Raw genomic sequence first — 17454 nt, 5'->3', positions numbered from 1 at the left:
TACCCAGCATGATATACAGTACCTGTTACGCCTGACGACCATAGCAAGCGTGAACCACCTGATCCCATGCCGAACTCAGCAGTGAAACCGCTTCGCGCCGATGGTAGTGTGGGGTCTCCCCATGCGAGAGTAGGTCATCGTCAGGCACCTATTCGAAAAAACCCCCAAGGCTTACGCCTTGGGGGTTTTTTTTGGTTAAAAAAAGTGGCTTGGAAAAAGCCATTTAACAAGTAGCAAAATACGATTACTAATTTATTCCGATATGTAGCTGATGAGTACGTAACAATCCTTAAAACTTGTCGCTATCTCTTCAGTAGACCCAATGAATCAAATACCTCACTATCAAGGCTCTATTAATAGCGTTTGTATCAGGGCTTTTGTCACAGAATTTTGCGTCAGAGATAGATGGTTTTCCTATCTGCTTTTTAGATTCTGGTGGCAAATGACCATCGATGACTGCGCTTAAAAATTAAATAATACGCCATTGCTTAGGAGCAGGTGTTATGTCGGATTGGACGTCTGGGTACGTAGCGGATATTAATTATACCTATGGGTATTACGCTGAGCTTAATCCTTTGCGAATCGCACTAGGGTTTATCAATGCCGGTATTCGGCCGCCAAACGTTATCAATGCCTGTGAACTAGGTTTTGGTCAGGGTATCAGCACCAATATTCATGCGGCTGCTTCACAAATTAATTGGTTTGGGACTGATTTTAATCCACATCAAGCGGCATTCGCTCAGGAGTTGTCATCTATTAGTGGTGCTAGCGCAAAACTACATGATGATGCATTTGATGAATTTTGCCAGCGTGACGATCTACCTGAATTCGACTATATCGGTCTTCACGGCATATGGAGTTGGATTTCAGATGAAAACCGCTCAGTAATCGTGGACTTCATTCGGAGAAAATTGAAAGTGGGAGGTGTGTTATATATTAGCTATAACACTCAACCGGGTTGGGCAGCGATGGTGCCAATGCGTGATTTGCTAGCGGAGCATGCTGATATTATGAGCGCACAGGGTGCTGGCACTATTTCACGTATTGATGACGCCATTGCTTTTGCTGAGAAGCTGGTTGCAGTGAATCCAGAGTACTGTAGTGCTAATCCCCAAATCAAAGATCGCTTAGCGAAAATCAAGCAAGGCAATAAAAACTACGTGGCCCATGAATACTTTAACCGCGATTGGGAGCCGATGGCATTTGCTAAAATGGCTCGTTGGTTAGAACCTGCAAAGATGGAGTGGGCTTGCAGTGCACGATACGCAGATGCCATTGAAAGTATTCAGTTAACCAATGATCAGCAGGCTTTAATTAATAATATTCCTAACTCTTTATTTCGCCAATCGGTACGTGATTTTTGTGAGAATCGTCAATTCCGTACTGATTACTGGGTGAAAGGCGCGCGCCGTTTAAGCGAGCTTGATAAAAATGAGATGTTAGATGAACTTCGTGTGATGATGGGTGTGCCACGTAAAGAGGTGCAGCTAAAAATCGCAGGACGATTGGGTAATTTTGACTTGCCTAGCAATATTTACACGCCGTTGCTTGATGCGCTCTCATCCTACCAACCTGTCTCAATAGCAGAACTTTGGCAAGTTGCAAAAGCGAAGGGGGTAGGGCGTTCTGCAATGAACAGTGCAATCGCGATATTGGCAGCTAAGGGTGTTATTTTGCCTGCCCAATCGGACGATATTATTTCCAAATCAGCGCCCAAAACGGATCGACTCAATCGCTTTTTAATGAGTCAATCAAGAAGCACAACTGAGCTGAGCTATCTAGCAAGCCCGGTGACGGGTGGTGGCATCGCCGTTTCGCTCTTCCACCAATTTTTCCTTCTTGCCACGCTAGAGGGAGAGACTGATGCCAAAACGTTAGCCGTTTTTGCATGGCGAATTCTGGCATCTCAAAACAAATGCTTACTTAAAGAGGGTAAGCCGATTTCAGACGAGAATGAAAATTTGGCTGAACTTGAGCGTCAGGCCGGCATCTTTCTAGACGAGCGATTACCCCTCTACCGAGCGTTGAAAATTATCTAATCAGCAGCATGTGCCACTGTTATATAACATGTGTGTAGCGAAGGTCGCCGCTGCACACATGTCTTGTGGTTGAAGACGATTAACTTGTTTGGATTTATGTCAAAATGTTGCTCTCACGGAGGAACGCTATGACACAGATGCAGTGGGACCAATTATTATCTCCCCAACGCCTTCACGATAAACGCGCTGGCAGTGTGCGTGAAGCCACCCATGAAATAGGGCGAAGCCCTTTTCATAAAGATCATGACCGTATTGTTTTCTCGGGTTCCTTTCGGCGTTTGGGTCGGAAAACACAGGTGCATCCGCTGACTGAAAATGATCATATCCACACCCGTTTGACCCACTCTCTGGAAGTTGGCTGCGTTGGTCGCTCGCTAGGTATGATTGTGGGTGAACTGCTAAAGGATCGTCTGCCTAACTGGATTACACCTGCTGATTTAGGAGTGATCGTCCAAACAGCGTGCTTAGGACATGATATTGGCAACCCCCCTTTTGGCCATGCCGGTGAATATGCGATTCGTGATTGGTTTCGGCGTGCTCAAAAAAGTGGCTTGCTAGATGGGTTGTCTGATGCAGAGCGTGACGATTTACTAACGTACGAAGGTAATGCTCAGGGCTTCCGTGTTATTACACAAATTGAGTACAACCAGTTTAATGGTGGTATGCGATTATCTGCCGCTACGTTGGGTACTCTACTTAAATATCCCTGGACGGTACGCTACAGCGGGCGCGCTGGTAAGTTCGGCTGCTACCAGTCGGAGCAGGCGCTACTGAAAGAAGTGGCTGATGCTGTCGGGCTTCTTCCCCAAGGAGAACATCGTTGGTGCCGCCACCCGTTGGCTTGGCTTGTCGAAGCGGCTGACGATATTTGCTATGCCCTGCTTGATTTAGAAGATGGGTTGGAGATGGGCATTCTTCGCTATGAGGAAGTGGTTGAAATACTGCGTCAGATAGCGGGTGAATTTCCTCCAGAATATGCTGAGATGGAGAGGCGAAAAGTGTCTCAGCGGCGTCGAATTGCGTTACTGCGCGGTGCTGCTATGGAGCGCGCGGTTAATGATGTGGGCGATGTCTTTGTGCAGCATGAGCAAGCGTTGCTCAGTGGAACATTAGGCCAGGATTTATTAGAGCTGTGCCATCCTGACCTGGGGTGGGGCGTTCAAGCGGCAAAGCAGTTAGCCCGTGAGCGCATTTTTCAAAATGAGCGTAAGGCCAAACTGGAAATTGGTGCCTATACAACGCTGGGGATTTTGTTAGAAGCATTTATTGGTGCTGCCAACGAGCTGCACCACACTGGGCATAGCTCGTTTAAGCACCAGCGCGTGCTGGCGTTGATTGGCGAGAACACTCCATTACAGTCCTGGACGCTCTACGATAGTTATCGGCGCATGCTGGATTTTATTGGTGGAATGACCGACCACTACGCCGTCGACCTTGCGCAAGAAATGGGTGGGCGACTGCGGGGTAACTAGCGTTTTATACGGAGGGCTGACGAAGGTGTTTAAGCTCCATAAGTCGTGCACGCTCAATGAGTATATGTATTACCTTATCGTGTATGGCATCGCTCATCTGCCCCGGGGTGAGCTCGGCTAGCTGACGGGCCAGCTGCTCGCCGTTAACAACTAATATATCGGGAGCTGCTTCGCTAGTATCAACTTGCCATCCCGGTAAAACCAATACGCCTCGCACAGGAACAGGAACACCACAGCGGCGTTCAAGCCATTGGGTCAGCCAACTAACGCCCTGACGTGTTTTATGAAGAGGGCGGCGTTCCTGCCAGTGAGGAAAACGCAGCCGCTCACGCTCAACGGCTACGCTGTTCAGTTCTTTTCCATCGCTTCCAATCGCTAATGTTCGTGCACGTGTTTCCACTACGAAGACGCCGTGTGGTGTGACGACCACATGGTCAATCGTAAAGCTATCGGTGGGGACATCGTGAAATACAAAGTAGGGGTGGGCTTCTGGCCTCACCATGCGCTCCAGTTCTTGACCCACGGCTAGCTCGCAGGCTAAACCGAGCTTAAGTCGGCGGATACGCTGATAATCGCGGATAAGTAGCAGTGAAAACGCAAGCACCAACAGTGTGCTAAGTAGGCCATATAATGCCCATTCCACCCAGTCTTGCTTTTCCACAAACAACATACGTCCCATGCCGTATACGAGTGGGGCTAGGCTGATAATAGGGCCGAGCGCACCGTTTAAAAATAGACTAGAAAATGCTTGATCTAGGCGATGACGAAGAGCTTGACCTGGTTCACGTAACGGAACGTTAAAGGGAGACTGAACGCGCGCGTCGTGGAGGCTACGCAGCGCCAAGACAATGCCACCCATAGCGGCCATGGGAAACAGGAAAATGAGTGGTAGCAGGTATTCTAACCAATTCATTGCAGTGCCTTGCCCTTTAGCGCTTTGCCTAAAAGCAGAGCACTATCACAGAGGTGTGTCAGCCACCTGCTAATTTAACTTGGTAGCCTAACGATGTTAATGCCTGCTGCAGCGTTTCCCGGTGATCTCCTTGTATCTCGATGATGCCATCTTTTACTGCACCACCGGTGCCGCAGCGTTTCTTCAATGTCTTAGCAAGCGTCTTTAGCTCTGCATTGGGAAGCGGAATACCACTAATAGTGGTCACTCCTTTTCCCTTACGGCCACTCGTTTCACGCCGGATTCGCACAATTCCATCTAAATTAGCAATGCGTGCTTGCTCGCTGGTATCTTCACAACAGCAGTCGTCGATAGACTCGCGGCAGCTTGGGCAAGTTTTGCCTTGTTCTGTTGAATATACAAGGCCACCGAGCTGGTCACGTAATGAAGCCATACTTATTTCTCTATTGAATGTTGAGGCACTGGCATCGGCCAATTCTCATGAGTAAGGCGCTCAACGACGGCGGGCAGCTGGTACATGTTGCTGATCATAATAGCGCCCTCAGGCGTCGTTTCAGCATCTGGGTAGCGGTTCAAGTGAATGACGGTCATGCCAGCTTGCAGAGCTGCTCTTACGCCAACGAGTGCGTCATCAATGGCAATACAGTCGCTTGCTTTGAACCCCATGATACTAGCTGCATGAAGGTGAAGACAGGGCTCTGGTTTCCAGCAATTAGCGGTATAGCCGCTGAACAGACGTTTACCAAAGTAAGCGGCTAGGCCGGTCGCTTGTAAAGCCATATGGATTTTACTTTCAGGACCATTGGACACAACCGCGCTTGGGTAATCATGCAGTACCTCAAGGGATTCATGCGCTCCAGGAATCGCCTTCAGCTCGCTTGTTAACCGATTAGCTAGGCTGGTTCGCATCGAATGTTCCATGCTAGCTAGTTGATCTTCATCGACATTACCATAACGTTGCTGTAACTCTGCGGCAATTTTTCGAAAGCGGGCGCCTCGAAACTCTCCGAGGTAATCAGTGGATTTAAAAGGTAGTCCCACCGAATTGAGACCGATAGCCATTTCTTCAGCTAGAAGTGGCTCGCTATCAACGAGGGTGCCATCACAGTCAAACAGCAAAAGAGGAAGCGGCATTTTCATTCCTTGCAGCGTCTTGTGCGCTACCCGTGTTAGTTTAAGCCGACCATACCGCTATTGAACGAGATTTTCTGCTCTTTGTGAACAGTGTTTGATAATTTTTTATAGGTTTATCTCAGGATGCCCTAGTGAGTGATAGAGTGAAGAGCCTATTGTTGACGGTAGGCGTGGCTTTTAAAGTACCAGCGCCGATTCCAGGGCGTGTTTGGACTAAGCTGTGATAACCACAAAAAAGGAAAACCCCGATGCGATTTACCCACTACGCGTTTTCAATTGCTTTTTGCACTTCCCTGATGATGGCAGGACAAGCGTTAGCCGAAACGTCTGATTCAAATGATACGCAGCAAGGAGCATTAGATGATGCTGCATTAGAAGAGAAATACGGTATCAAGGCAGGAGCACTTCAGCGCGATGAACCTGCTTCCAGCGAGGCTGAGCAAACCAGCGACGCCGAAAGTAACAACAGTAATAATGAAGAAAACACCGAGGAAGATATTGAGGGAGGCACTGGAGGTACCGGTAGTGCTGAAGATGCAATCGAAAGCGGTGAAGGTGAGCAGAGCGCTGACGATAATGAGTAGCTTCTAGCGTGATAAGCGTCGCGAATTAGCGCTACTACGACGATGATAGGGTTTCATGGTCTTTTGACTGGTGATCCACCAAGGAGCGTAGTGGCCACCCATTGCGCTTAGTACTGCTTTTTGCATGACAAGGCCAGCCTCAATGCTGGCCTCCATTTTCTCGGTCACCATTCGCTGGTTTTCGCGCATCATGGAAGGACTGTAAAATGGCTGCGTTTGCCACATTTGCTGGCGCATAGCGATAGTCGACAGCGATGAACTCCACAGTTCAAAAGCCATCGAACCCGCTTTCCACATATCAAACATGGCAAACGGTGCTGTCGATGTGGCCATAGAAAAATGCGTCATAGGGAATGCTACCTATTGAGAGAATAATGAACGACCTCCTTAGTATTAGCATATTTATGCTGCGTTGCAATAAAACAAGGCGGCCACTAGGCCGCCTTATTGGGAATGCTGCAAAAGAAGATCACTTCACTTTAGGGTTTAGCTCCCCACGCTCGTAGCGCTGGAACATTACTTCCAAGTTAACGGGCTTGATTTTGCTTGCATTACCAGCAGTACCGAAGGCTTCATAGCGTGCGATACACAGATCGCGCATCGCCGTTACGGTTTCTTTCAGAAACTTGCGTGGATCAAATTCGGAAGGGTTCTGGGCCATAAAGCGACGAACTGCCCCCGTAGAGGCAAGGCGCAAATCGGTATCGATGTTTACTTTACGGACACCGTGCTTGATGCCTTCAATGATCTCTTCAACCGGGACACCGTAAGTTTCCGGGATTTGACCGCCATACTGGTTAATCACTTCCAGCCATTCTTGTGGCACGGACGATGATCCGTGCATCACTAAATGCGTATCGGGAATGCGCGCATGAATCTCTTTAATGCGCTGGATTGATAGGGTGTCGCCAGTGGGCGGCTTAGTGAATTTATAAGCGCCATGGCTGGTACCAATGGCGATCGCCAGCGCATCTACTTGAGTCGCTTTGACAAATTCAGCGGCTTCTTCTGGATTGGTGAGCATCTGTTCGATATCCAGTTTGCCCTCGGCACCAATGCCGTCTTCTTCACCAGCCATACCCGTCTCTAAACTGCCCAGACAGCCAAGTTCGCCTTCTACGGAAACACCGCAGGCATGCGCCATTTCGACTGCACGACGAGTGACATCGACGTTGTAGTCGTAGTCCATTGGGGTTTTACCGTCTTCACCCAAAGAGCCGTCCATCATGACCGAGGAGAAGCCGAGTTGGATGGAGCGCTGGCAAACGGCAGGGCTGGTACCGTGGTCTTGATGCATCACGACGGGAATATGCGGAAATTCTTCAACTGCCGCCAGGATCAGGTGGCGCAGGAAGGGGGCGCCGGCGTATTTTCGCGCGCCAGCAGAGGCTTGCACGATAACCGGGGAGTCAGTGGCGTCAGCAGCTTCCATGATGGCGCGCATCTGCTCAAGGTTATTAACGTTGAATGCCGGAATACCGTAGCCATATTCGGCTGCGTGGTCGAGCATTTGGCGCATGCTGATCAAAGCCATGGGGTCACCTTAATTGGGTTGTCTGTGTATACGGGGCAGTGAGCGTGCCGTTTTGATTTACGTTTTTAACCGCGCTGTGCGGCAGCTTCGAGTGCGGCGACGGCAGGTAACTGCTTGCCTTCAACATACTCAAGAAATGCGCCACCGCCAGTAGAGATATAGGACACGCGGTCAGCAATGGCATATTTATCAATCGCTGCTAACGTATCACCGCCTCCAGCGATAGAGAAAGCGCTGCTCTCGGCGATGGCCTGGGAAAGCACTTCGGTTCCTTTGCCAAACTGATCAATTTCAAAGACACCTACTGGGCCATTCCACAAAATAGTGCCTGCATTTTTTAGTAGGCTGGCTAAGTGACTAGCCGTGTCGGGACCAATATCCAAAATCATTTCGTTATCAGCGACTTGATCAACCGGTTTGACAACAGCTGTTGCCGATTCAGAAAATTCGGTGGCGACGACGACGTCTGTCGGTAGCGGAATGGCAACTTTCTCCATAAGTGCTTTTGCCTGGCCGATTAAATCTGCCTCAAAGAGCGATTTGCCCACATTATAGCCTGCCGCCGCAATAAACGTGTTGGCGATGCCACCGCCAACAATCAGTTGGTCGCACTTGTCGGAAAGAGCCGTAAGCACATCTAATTTAGTAGATACTTTTGAACCGCCTACAATGGCTGTCATAGGTCTCGCCGGGTTTGCCAATGCCTTTTCAAGGGCATCGAGTTCTTGAGCAAGGAGGGGGCCTGCGCATGCCTGTGGTGCGAAACGAGCAACGCCGTGAGTAGAAGCCTGCGCACGGTGAGCAGTACCGAAAGCATCCATTACAAACACGTCACATAGCGCTGCGTATTGCTTGGAAAGCTGCTCGTCGTCTTTTTTCTCGCCGATGTTAAAACGGACGTTTTCCAGCAGTACAACGTCGCCATTGGCTACCGTTGGCGCTGTATCGAGATAATCGCTGATCAGCGTAACGGAGCGGTTAAGCAACTCGCCTAAACGCTCTGCAACGGGCGCGAGCGAAAATTCTTCTGCTGGCTCGCCTTCAGTAGGGCGGCCTAAGTGACTCATTAGCATCACCTTCGCACCTGCTTGAGCCGCTGCCTCAATCGTTGGCAGCGCCGCGCGCAGGCGGGCGTCACTGGAAACGCGGCCATGTTTGATCGGCACGTTAAGATCTTCACGAATCAGCACGCGCTGCCCTTCCAGGGGCAGGTCGGTCATTTTTTGCACGTTCATGTGAGCGGTTTCCTCGTGTTCAAGCAGATAAAAAGACGTAGTGCAGGTCTAGCGAGTGCTGCTTGCGGAAAGCGATGCCAACCGTTGAGTGATATCGAGCATACGATTGGCAAAGCCCCATTCATTGTCGAACCAACACAGCAGCTTAATTAAGCGTTTTCCTGCCACTCGTGTTTGTGTGGCGTCTAGGATGCCAGAGCGTGGGTCATGATTAAAATCTATCGATGCCATGGGGGCTTCGGTATAGCCAAGTACGCCCGCTAAGCGCTGCTGGCTAGCACTACGCAGTAAGGCGTTAACGTGCTCGGCACATGTATCGTGGCGCACCGTCAATGCGGCATCCATAGCAGAGACATTAATGGTGGGCACGCGCACGTGCAGGCATTCAAAACGACCGGTCAGGCTAGGCATTAAACGGCTGATTCCAACAGCTAGCCCAGTATCAACGGGTACAATTGACTGCATGGCAGAGCGTGTTAAACGTAGATCCGTTTGATGATAGGCATCAATGACGGGCTGGTCGTTCATGGCCGAGTGAATGGTGGTGGTAACGCCGTGCTCAAGTCCCAGCGCTTCGTCTAGTACAGTGAGTAACGGAACGAGGCAGTTGGTGGTGCAAGAGGCTGCGGAAAGAATGCGGTGCGAGAGGGTAATTTCATGTTCGTTGATGCCCCACACAATCGTTGTATCCACATCGCTTTCGGCGGGCTGAGAAAACAGCAGGCGCTTAGCGCCAGCGGTTAAATGTTGCTCAGCTGTTGCACGATCCTTGAAACTACCAGAGCACTCCAATACTAGATCAATGTCTAACGCTGCCCAGGGCAGCGCATGCGGATCACGCTCGCAAAGAACGTGTATGCGCTGGCCATTGATCAGGAGGCATTCACCGTCATTGTCTACTTCGCCAGGAAAGCGTCCATGGGTCGTATCGTAGCGAGTAAGGTAAGTGATCGTCGCAAGATCAGATAGCTCATTGATGGCGACCACTTCAATTTCTGGGTGGTTACGCTCAACCAGTGCTCTTAACACGCATTGACCAATGCGGCCGTAACCATTAATGGCAATTCGATATGTCGAGTTTGCGTTAGCCATGTCGCGAAGCGGTTCTCAAAAAAGTGGCTCGATGATAGCGTATTTCAGCTGAGTATGTTTTTCAGCCGCCTGGGCTGATCAGCCGCCAGGCGAGTGGCAGCAGCAGCGCGGTAAAAATACCGGTTAAACTCATGCCCAGTGAGGCAAATGCGCCAGCCGTTGGGCTTATTTCAAATGCCCGCACAGTGCCAATGGCATGCCCATTTAGTCCCAATGCGAAACCGATAAGGCGTTCATCAGTAATTGTCAGCAGCCGAGCCACGACACTCACCAAGGGAATGGTAACCACACCGGTCACTAGCAGTGCCCCCATCAGTAACGCTATGTTTCCACCGAGCTGTTCGGTAATACCGATTGCAATAGGCGCAGTGACTGACTTGGCGGCAAGTGACGCCAAGATAGCGGGACTAGCACCCATCACCCAGGCAATTCCCAATGCGTAACAGGCAGCTAATGCGGCGGCGATTGGCAGGCAAAGTGCTAGCGGTTGCCACAGCTCACGGATGCGCGGCAGCTGTTGATAAAGCGGCATGCCTAAGGCAACGGTAGCCGGACCCAATAAGATGGTTAGCCATGTGGCCCCTTGGTAGTAGGTCGCATAAGGTAGCCCTATCGCGACAAGCGCCGCCGCGAGTAGCAAGGCAGCGATTAAAATAGCGGGAAGCCACGAAGGGTTGCGCAAGCGCTTAAAGAGCAAACTGCCGAGCAAGTAGGCTGCCAGCGTAAGTCCTACGGCAAACAGAGGTGTTGAGGTTAAAGTAGATAACACGTTACTGGGCATCTGAGCGCCCAATTAGCCGCTGTAATAACCATAACGTGGTAATCACGCTTAATAACGTCCCTAGCAACAGCGCACTAAGTATAGCGAACCACTGGCCCGCGAGTTCATCCAGAATAAAAAATACACCAACGACGCCTGGCATGATGAGCATGGCGAGAAGCGCGATCAACGGTTGGGCTGCGGCCGCTAGACTTGAGGGTACGCGCCCAAGAACGGCAAGGGTGGCACATAACAACAGCATGCCAACTACCCCTGAAGAAAAAGGCAAACCGGAGAAGTGGATGACCACTTCCCCGATTAACCAATAGCCAATTAGCCATAGCAAACCATTTAGTGCGGGCATGGAATAACCCGCACTAAGAAAGGTTGCGTGGTGTCAGCCGAGTAGCTCATTAGCCTGTTTAACAATATTTTCAACCGTAAAGCCGAAATATTTAAATAGCTCGCCAGCCGGTGCAGATTCGCCGTACGTGGTCATGCCGATAACTCGGCCATCCAGGCCAACGTACTTATACCAGTAGTCGGCGTGGCCCGCTTCGATAGCAATCCGTTTGGTCACTGCTTTGGGCAGTACACTTTCACGGTATTCCGCATCTTGGCCATTAAAGCGGTAGGCTGACGGCATGGAGACCACGCGCACCGCTTTACCCTGCTGCTCCAGTTCTGCAGCTGCGTCCATGGCAAGCGATACCTCAGAGCCAGTGGCAATCAAAATCAGTTCAGGCGTGCCGTCGCTGTCTTTCAAAATGTAACCACCGCACTGAATAGCCGCTAGTTGCGCCTTGGTGCGTTGCTGATGAGGCAGGTTCTGGCGCGAGAGCACCAACGCGGTGGGGCCAGAGTGGCGTTTCACCGCGGCATCCCAGGAAGCGGCTGTTTCAACGGCGTCACAGGGGCGCCATGTGTTCAGGTTTGGCGTTGTACGCAGGCTGGTTAGCTGCTCAATCGGCTGGTGAGTGGGCCCATCTTCGCCCAGGCCGATAGAATCATGGGTAAACACGTAAATGGCTTGTTGGCCCATCAGCGCAGCCATACGCACGGCGTTACGCATATATTCCATGAAAATCAGGAACGTTGCCCCGTAAGGGACAAAGCCGCCGTGCAAGGCGATACCATTCATCACCGCACCCATGCCGAACTCACGTACCCCGTAGTGCAGGTAGTTGCCGCTAGCGTCTTCTGGAGTGATCGCTTTAGCGCCCTTCCAGAAGGTCAAGTTAGACGGCGCGAGGTCGGCGCTACCGCCAAGCAGTTCGGGCATTTGCGGGCCGATAACATTCAATGCTTCAAAAGAAGCCTTGCGAGAAGCAATGCTTTCGCCTTTCTCTTGAGCCTGTTCAATGAGCGCGGTTGTTGAAAGCTCTGCCGGTAGCTGCGCCTTCATGCGGCGCTCAAACTCTTTGGCTTCCGCTGGGAATGCTTCAGCATAACGGGCGAAGCGAGCATCCCACTCCTGCTGGCGGGTTTTGCCAGCGGCACGCGCATCCCAGCCAGAATAAACGGGCTCAGGAATATGGAAGGGTGCGTGCTCCCAACCGAGTTGCTTACGGGCGAGGGCGACTTCATCGTCGCCTAGCGGTGCGCCGTGAGCTTCTTCTTTACCCTGTTTGTTTGGTGCACCAAAGCCAATGATCGTTTTGCAGATAATCAAGCTAGGCTTATCGCCGTGACTCTTGGCTAACTCAATGGCCGCTTTAATCTCTTCAGGTTTGTGGCCATCGACGTTCGGCACGACGTGCCAGCCGTAAGCTTCAAAGCGTTTAGCGGTGTCGTCGGTAAACCAGCCTTCTACCTGACCATCAATCGAGATGCCGTTATCGTCATACAGGGCAATCAGTTTGCCAAGCTGTTGAGTTCCCGCCAGTGAGGCGGCTTCATGGGAGATGCCTTCCATCAAGCAGCCGTCACCCAGGAAGCACCAAGTATGGTGATCCACAATGGTGTGGCCAGGACGATTAAACTGCGCTGCTAGGGTTTTTTCAGCAATTGCGAAGCCGACTGCGTTGGCGAAACCTTGACCTAGCGGACCAGTAGTAGTTTCGATGCCAGGGGCGTAACCATATTCCGGGTGACCCGCCGTGGGCGAATGCAACTGACGGAAATTTTGCAGCTGTTCCAGGCTTAATTCATAGCCGCTAAGGTGCAGCAGTGAATAAAGCAGCATTGAGCCGTGGCCATTAGACAACACGAACCGATCGCGATCGGCCCACTTGGGGTCTTCGGGGTTGTGCTTGAGGTAGTCATTCCACAGCACCTCGGCAATATCAGCCATGCCCATGGGGGCGCCAGGGTGACCGGATTTGGCCTTCTGAACAGCATCCATGGAAAGGGCGCGAATGGCATTGGCCAACTCAAAACGGGACGGCATGGGGGTGCTCCTCGCCTGAAAACGGAAATAATAAAGGCGCTATTGTCGCTGACTTCCCCGGCGGCGGCAAATTCTAGGGCCTCGTTCTGGGAAGAACTCCCAACAGCGTGTAGACTCTGCCTCCCGAAGTGGTGGCGAAAGTGGTCGTGCCGCTTCTATATATGGGCAGGGAACTGAACTTCCTGCCATGATTTCCTGCTGATGCTGCGGTCACTCTGCAGCCGTCATACAGAGGGTCGAGAGCGCGATGAGCGAATATTCCCTGTTTACCTCTGAGTCTGTCTCAGAAGGGCATCCTGATAAAATTGCCGATCAGATTTCCGACGCGGTACTAGATGCCATTATCGCCCGAGATAAACAGGCCCGCGTTGCCTGTGAAACCATGGTGAAGACAGGCGTTGCCATTATTGCCGGTGAAATTACCACGTCTGCGTGGGTGGATCTGGAAGCACTGGTGCGTGATGTAATTACCGATATCGGCTATACCTCATCTCGCGTAGGTTTTGATGGCGCAACCTGTGGGGTAATCAACCTGATCGGCAAGCAGAGTGTTGATATCGCGCAGGGTGTCGACCGCACTAAACCTGAAGACCAGGGTGCTGGCGATCAGGGGTTAATGTTTGGTTATGCGACTAACGAAACCGATTCGTTTATGCCAGCGCCGATCCATTACTCGCATCGCTTGGTGGAACGCCAGGCTGAGCTGCGCAAAAATGGTCTGCTGCCGTGGCTGCGCCCAGATGCCAAGAGCCAGGTAACCTTCCGCTATAACGCAGAAGGCAAGCCTTGTGGTGTCGATGCAGTGGTTTTATCTACTCAGCACGATCCGGAGATCGGCCAAGATGACTTGCGCAAAATGGTTAAGCGCGAAATCGTCGAGCAGGTAATTCCTGCTGAGTGGCTTGATGAGAATACCCAGTACCACATCAACCCGACTGGCCAGTTTGTCATTGGTGGCCCGGTGGGCGACTGTGGCTTAACTGGGCGTAAAATTATCGTCGATACGTACGGCGGCATGGCACGTCATGGTGGTGGTGCTTTCTCTGGTAAGGATCCATCTAAAGTCGACCGTAGCGCCGCTTACGCAGGCCGTTACGTAGCCAAAAACGTGGTGGCTGCTGGTCTTGCTGATAAGTGTGAAATTCAGGTTTCCTACGCGATCGGTGTTGCCGAGCCGACGTCGGTATCCATCGATACCTTTGGTACCGGTAAAATCGACGACGTGAAAATCGTTGAGCTAGTGCGCCAGCATTTTGATCTGCGTCCTTACGCGATTACTAAAATGCTCGATCTGTTACATCCGATGTACCGTCTCACGGCTGCTTATGGTCACTTCGGGCGTGAGCCGTTTGAGCACAGCTATCGCTGGGTGGACGACAAAGGCCAAGTGCATACCGAAACCTTTACCGCCTTCCCGTGGGAAAAAACCGATAAAGCTGACACTCTGCGTCGGGCTGCTGGTTTGTAACAAGACGTGTGACAGCAATATAAGCACGTCATTACTGTGCCCCTTGGTTGATGCCAAGGGGCATTTTTGTTGCGTTGAATGGTTACTTTTCGCTATGCGCTAAGGTCTCTTTACTCATCGAGCGTCTTATCAGTCGCTGCTGTTCAAAAGGGAAGCGCCATTACAAGGTGCTGAGAGAGAGCGTATGGATACCAACAGAAAAACATGCGGTCGATGGCTACTGAGTGCCTGGTTATTAAGTGCTGGCTTAACGGGTGTCACCTTATCCGCACAGGCCAGTGACTGCCCTGATTGGCCGCGCGAGCGGTTGCAACAAGAGAGCCAGACATTGGCGGAGCATGTTGCCCGCTGGGACAGCGCCTATCACGATCACGGCGAATCTCTGATTGACGATGAGCTTTACGATCAAGCAGTGGAACGGCTAGCAAACTGGCGGGCTTGCTTGGGTGACCTGGCTCGGCATCGCCCGCTAACCAAAGTAACTCGTAGCGATGGCACCTTAGATCATCCAGTGGCGCAAACGGGCTTGAATAAAACCGACCATGACGGTGTAGAACGCTTTATTAGCCGCCGAGATGATCTTTGGATTCAGCCCAAGATCGATGGTGTTGCGATAACGCTGCGTTATGAAGCGGGCGTGTTGGTTGACGCGGTTAGCCGTGGTGACGGCGAGCGCGGGCAGAACTGGACGGCTCGCGTAGAGCGATTACCAGCCGTGCCAAACACGTTACCAACACCGCTCTCGGCCGTCTTCCAGGGTGAGCTTTACTGGACATTGGATGGTCATGTTCAATCGCAGAGTCCCGCGTCTGGGGCGCGGGGTGCTGTTGCTGGGGCTATGGCTCAAGCGTCGCCTACGCGCCAAACTCTTGAACGGATCGGGCTATTTATCTGGGACTGGCCAGATGGCCCCGCTGAGATGAGTGAAAGGCTGGGTCAACTAACCGCGTTAGGTTTTGATACCGCTGATTACACCTACCCTATCAATACCCAACATGACGCCGCCCACTGGCGGGATGCATGGTTTAACGGCCCGCTCCCATTTGCCACTGACGGGGTGGTGCTGAAACAAGCTAAGCGCCCTGGCGTTCAGCGCTGGTCATCATCGCCGCCGGAGTGGGCGGTGGCGTGGAAGTATCCTGCTCAACAGGCATTGGTTCAGGTGCGTGGGGTTGAGTTTCGCGTCGGCCGCACGGGGCGTGTGACTCCATTACTGTGGCTCTACCCAGTGATGCTTGAAGGACGGCGCATCAGTCGTGTTTCGTTAGGGTCGCTGGAGCGCTGGGAAGCCTGGGATGTTCGCCCAGGAGATCATGTTGCGATCACATTGGCAGGTCTTACTATTCCCCAGGTAACAAGCGTCGTTTGGCAAAGCCACGAACGGGCTGCCGTTGAGGTGCCCTCCTCAGAGCGTTATCACCTACTAAGTTGCTTTACTCTTACTATGGGCTGCGATGCACAGCTGCTGGCGCGGCTTAGTTTTTTAAGCGATCAGTTAAACATGCAGGGCGTTGGGGAAGGTACGTGGCAAGCGCTTATGGAAGCCGGTGTCGTAACCGAACTGTTGGGCTGGTTGGCAGCAACACCTGAACAGCTTCAGCAGGCACACGGCGTGGGCGACGTTCGTTCAAAAGCACTTGTCGCACAGTTTGAGGCCGCACAGGCGGCATCTTATGCTCAATGGTTAATGGCGTTAGGGATACCGCCTGGCGGCAGCGCCCAGCTAGAGAGTTGGAATACCTTGGCAGGCTACACGCACGCTGATTGGCAGGCTGCTCCCGGCATTGGCCCTGTACGTGCTGACGCGCTGGTGGCATTTTTTAACCATCCCGACGTGCAGCGTATGGCCGTTGAGCTAACGCTGGCAGGCGTTGAAGGTTTTTAGCTTAGCCCGGTAATGCGCAGCATGAGATGTAGATAGAGAGGAATCAGTAACGGTGCTAATAGCGTGGTTGTCAGCACCGCCAATGCCCCTTTTTGAGGTTGGATCCCTAGTTCCATGGCCACGACCACCACGTTAGAGGCCATGGGCACAACGCCAAGCAACAGCAATGCCATCCCAAGTTCTGGCGCAAGTGGCCCCAAGGTTTGAAGTAATAAAACAGCGGCTAGCATTACCAACGGCCAAAGCAGATAACGTAAGCCCACACAGGTGGCAACAAAGCGAGTATCCCAGGCAGCCAAAGTGACCTGGCTAAGCGTCATGCCGATAATCATCATGCCTAGCAAGGTATAAGTAGCAGGAAAAACCTCAAGCGAATTCATCAGTGCGGTGGGGAGCGTCACGTCGAGTGCGCTCAGCAACAGCGCTAAAAAAAACGCATAAACCAACGGCAGTCGGGCAATTTTGACCAGACTTTGGCGCACCGAAAAGTGGCCACGGGCACTTAAGTAAAAGCCCACCGTAAACTCGTATAAATTAATGCCTAGCATGCAGAACAGGTAAAGCGTGACACCTTCTGGCGGCAGTAAAATTAGCGCCACGGGCAGGCCAAAGTAACCGGTATTGCCAGTCCCCGAAGAGAAAGCCAACAGCGCCCCTTCCTGAGGCCCAAAGCGGTGCTGGGTAAACCAGCGTACGGCCAACGCCATAGCACTCACCAAGATGAACAGCGCCAGCGTTAACAGCAAATACTGCGCCGTTGGGCCGCCATTCATTAATGCCCGGAAAATGGTTAGCGGTGCAATTAAATACACCAATAGCGTGGCGATAGGACGCGGGTCGATTTTTAAGCGCTGTGCAGCAATCCATCCCAGCCCGACGAACCCCAATAACATCAGCAGTGGCCCCATTAAGGCGTTTGGTGCTAAATCCATTTTTGCATCCTGAATCG

16 protein-coding genes and 1 rRNA gene are annotated in these 17454 nt (G+C 51.8%); 6 read left to right on the top strand and 11 right to left on the bottom strand.

All coding sequences use genetic code 11. The features are described from left to right. The first annotated feature begins 30 nt into the window (after nucleotides 1-30). From rrf to ELY33_RS08215, 3 genes are all read left to right on the top strand, one after another. Nucleotides 31-146 (top strand): 5S ribosomal RNA (gene rrf / locus ELY33_RS08225). A 429-nt stretch (nucleotides 147-575) separates the two neighbouring features. Next, complete coding sequence (locus ELY33_RS08220) at nucleotides 576-2039, top strand: class I SAM-dependent methyltransferase (protein WP_244208586.1); 1464 nt, start codon at nucleotides 576-578, stop codon at nucleotides 2037-2039. Between the two features lie 128 nt (nucleotides 2040-2167). Beyond that, a complete protein-coding gene (locus tag ELY33_RS08215) occupies nucleotides 2168-3511 on the top strand; it encodes a deoxyguanosinetriphosphate triphosphohydrolase (RefSeq protein WP_126946608.1) in 1344 nt (447 codons plus the stop codon). Between the two features lie 4 nt (nucleotides 3512-3515). Here ELY33_RS08215 and ELY33_RS08210 read toward each other — a convergent pair whose 3' ends face one another. Genes ELY33_RS08210 through ELY33_RS08200 form a run of 3 tightly spaced genes read right to left on the bottom strand, consistent with a single transcriptional unit; the run spans nucleotide 3516 to nucleotide 5558 of the window. Continuing rightward, nucleotides 3516-4424, bottom strand: coding sequence for a nuclease-related domain-containing protein (locus tag ELY33_RS08210; protein WP_126946605.1), 909 nt, complete (start codon nucleotides 4422-4424; stop codon nucleotides 3516-3518). Between the two features lie 58 nt (nucleotides 4425-4482). Then, nucleotides 4483-4857: a translation initiation factor Sui1 gene (locus tag ELY33_RS08205; protein ID WP_126946602.1), complete on the bottom strand. Its 375-nt coding sequence runs from the start codon at nucleotides 4855-4857 to the stop codon at nucleotides 4483-4485. A 2-nt stretch (nucleotides 4858-4859) separates the two neighbouring features. After that, nucleotides 4860-5558 (bottom strand): HAD family hydrolase, encoded by a 699-nt coding sequence (locus tag ELY33_RS08200; RefSeq protein ID WP_126946599.1) that lies wholly within the window; start codon nucleotides 5556-5558, stop codon nucleotides 4860-4862. A 248-nt stretch (nucleotides 5559-5806) separates the two neighbouring features. On the opposite strand from ELY33_RS08200, the gene ELY33_RS08195 reads away from it, so the two are divergent. Beyond that, a complete protein-coding gene (locus ELY33_RS08195; protein WP_126946596.1) occupies nucleotides 5807-6142 on the top strand; it encodes a hypothetical protein in 336 nt (111 codons plus the stop codon). Nucleotides 6143-6145: 3 nt separating this feature from the next. Here ELY33_RS08195 and ELY33_RS08190 read toward each other — a convergent pair whose 3' ends face one another. The 7 genes from ELY33_RS08190 to tkt all read right to left on the bottom strand — a co-directional run bounded on the left by ELY33_RS08190 (nucleotide 6146) and on the right by tkt (nucleotide 13152). Continuing rightward, a complete protein-coding gene (locus ELY33_RS08190; RefSeq protein WP_244208585.1) occupies nucleotides 6146-6490 on the bottom strand; it encodes a hypothetical protein in 345 nt (114 codons plus the stop codon). Nucleotides 6491-6611: 121 nt separating this feature from the next. Beyond that, nucleotides 6612-7676 carry a class II fructose-bisphosphate aldolase gene (gene fba, locus ELY33_RS08185; protein ID WP_126946593.1) on the bottom strand — a complete coding sequence of 355 codons (1065 nt, stop codon included), beginning with the start codon at nucleotides 7674-7676 and terminating at the stop codon, nucleotides 6612-6614. A gap of 65 nt (nucleotides 7677-7741) precedes the next feature. Continuing rightward, nucleotides 7742-8911: a phosphoglycerate kinase gene (locus ELY33_RS08180; RefSeq protein WP_126946590.1), complete on the bottom strand. Its 1170-nt coding sequence runs from the start codon at nucleotides 8909-8911 to the stop codon at nucleotides 7742-7744. Between the two features lie 48 nt (nucleotides 8912-8959). After that, nucleotides 8960-10003 carry a type I glyceraldehyde-3-phosphate dehydrogenase gene (locus ELY33_RS08175; protein ID WP_126946587.1) on the bottom strand — a complete coding sequence of 348 codons (1044 nt, stop codon included), beginning with the start codon at nucleotides 10001-10003 and terminating at the stop codon, nucleotides 8960-8962. A gap of 61 nt (nucleotides 10004-10064) precedes the next feature. After that, nucleotides 10065-10784 (bottom strand): LrgB family protein, encoded by a 720-nt coding sequence (locus tag ELY33_RS08170; RefSeq protein ID WP_126946584.1) that lies wholly within the window; start codon nucleotides 10782-10784, stop codon nucleotides 10065-10067. Next, nucleotides 10774-11127 (bottom strand): CidA/LrgA family protein, encoded by a 354-nt coding sequence (locus ELY33_RS08165; protein ID WP_126946581.1) that lies wholly within the window; start codon nucleotides 11125-11127, stop codon nucleotides 10774-10776. The genes ELY33_RS08170 and ELY33_RS08165 overlap by 11 nt, the downstream gene beginning before the upstream one ends. Nucleotides 11128-11160: 33 nt before the next feature. Then, nucleotides 11161-13152 (bottom strand): transketolase, encoded by a 1992-nt coding sequence (gene tkt / locus ELY33_RS08160; protein WP_126946578.1) that lies wholly within the window; start codon nucleotides 13150-13152, stop codon nucleotides 11161-11163. A gap of 247 nt (nucleotides 13153-13399) precedes the next feature. Here tkt and metK point away from each other — a divergent pair, with 247 nt between their 5' ends. Together metK and ligB are read left to right on the top strand one after the other, a co-directional pair. Continuing rightward, the gene (metK, locus tag ELY33_RS08155; protein ID WP_126946575.1) at nucleotides 13400-14620 is read left to right on the top strand and encodes a methionine adenosyltransferase; all 1221 of its coding nucleotides are present in this window, start codon (nucleotides 13400-13402) and stop codon (nucleotides 14618-14620) included. Nucleotides 14621-14804: 184 nt separating this feature from the next. Beyond that, nucleotides 14805-16505, top strand: coding sequence for an NAD-dependent DNA ligase LigB (gene ligB / locus ELY33_RS08150; RefSeq protein WP_126946572.1), 1701 nt, complete (start codon nucleotides 14805-14807; stop codon nucleotides 16503-16505). On the opposite strand, the gene ELY33_RS08145 is transcribed toward ligB, so the two are convergent. Then, nucleotides 16502-17437, bottom strand: a complete 936-nt coding sequence (locus ELY33_RS08145; protein WP_126946569.1) for an AEC family transporter — start codon at nucleotides 17435-17437, stop codon at nucleotides 16502-16504. The two genes, ligB and ELY33_RS08145, sit on opposite strands and share 4 nt — an antisense overlap. Nucleotides 17438-17454: the final 17 nt, after the last annotated feature.

This window comes from Vreelandella andesensis (genome assembly GCF_003989795.1).
GTDB classification, from domain to species: Bacteria; Pseudomonadota; Gammaproteobacteria; order Pseudomonadales; family Halomonadaceae; genus Vreelandella; species Vreelandella andesensis.
The sequence above is the reverse complement of the archived record's forward strand: the minus strand, read 5'-3'. Positions and strand labels throughout refer to the sequence as shown.

Bases quoted from the DNA above. Each gene is read 5' to 3' on its own strand.
- ELY33_RS08215 (WP_126946608.1), top strand. From the start codon at position 2,168: ATGACACAGATGCAGTGGGACCAATTATTATCTCCCCAACGCCTTCAC.
- ELY33_RS08210 (WP_126946605.1), bottom strand. From the start codon at position 4,424: ATGAATTGGTTAGAATACCTGCTACCACTCATTTTCCTGTTTCCCATG.
- ELY33_RS08205 (WP_126946602.1), bottom strand. From the start codon at position 4,857: ATGGCTTCATTACGTGACCAGCTCGGTGGCCTTGTATATTCAACAGAA.
- ELY33_RS08200 (WP_126946599.1), bottom strand. From the start codon at position 5,558: ATGCCGCTTCCTCTTTTGCTGTTTGACTGTGATGGCACCCTCGTTGAT.
- ELY33_RS08195 (WP_126946596.1), top strand. From the start codon at position 5,807: ATGCGATTTACCCACTACGCGTTTTCAATTGCTTTTTGCACTTCCCTG.
- ELY33_RS08190 (WP_244208585.1), bottom strand. From the start codon at position 6,490: ATGACGCATTTTTCTATGGCCACATCGACAGCACCGTTTGCCATGTTT.
- fba (WP_126946593.1), bottom strand. From the start codon at position 7,676: ATGGCTTTGATCAGCATGCGCCAAATGCTCGACCACGCAGCCGAATAT.
- ELY33_RS08180 (WP_126946590.1), bottom strand. From the start codon at position 8,911: ATGAACGTGCAAAAAATGACCGACCTGCCCCTGGAAGGGCAGCGCGTG.
- ELY33_RS08175 (WP_126946587.1), bottom strand. From the start codon at position 10,003: ATGGCTAACGCAAACTCGACATATCGAATTGCCATTAATGGTTACGGC.
- ELY33_RS08170 (WP_126946584.1), bottom strand. From the start codon at position 10,784: ATGCCCAGTAACGTGTTATCTACTTTAACCTCAACACCTCTGTTTGCC.
- ELY33_RS08165 (WP_126946581.1), bottom strand. From the start codon at position 11,127: ATGCCCGCACTAAATGGTTTGCTATGGCTAATTGGCTATTGGTTAATC.
- tkt (WP_126946578.1), bottom strand. From the start codon at position 13,152: ATGCCGTCCCGTTTTGAGTTGGCCAATGCCATTCGCGCCCTTTCCATG.
- metK (WP_126946575.1), top strand. From the start codon at position 13,400: ATGAGCGAATATTCCCTGTTTACCTCTGAGTCTGTCTCAGAAGGGCAT.
- ligB (WP_126946572.1), top strand. From the start codon at position 14,805: ATGGATACCAACAGAAAAACATGCGGTCGATGGCTACTGAGTGCCTGG.
- ELY33_RS08145 (WP_126946569.1), bottom strand. From the start codon at position 17,437: ATGGATTTAGCACCAAACGCCTTAATGGGGCCACTGCTGATGTTATTG.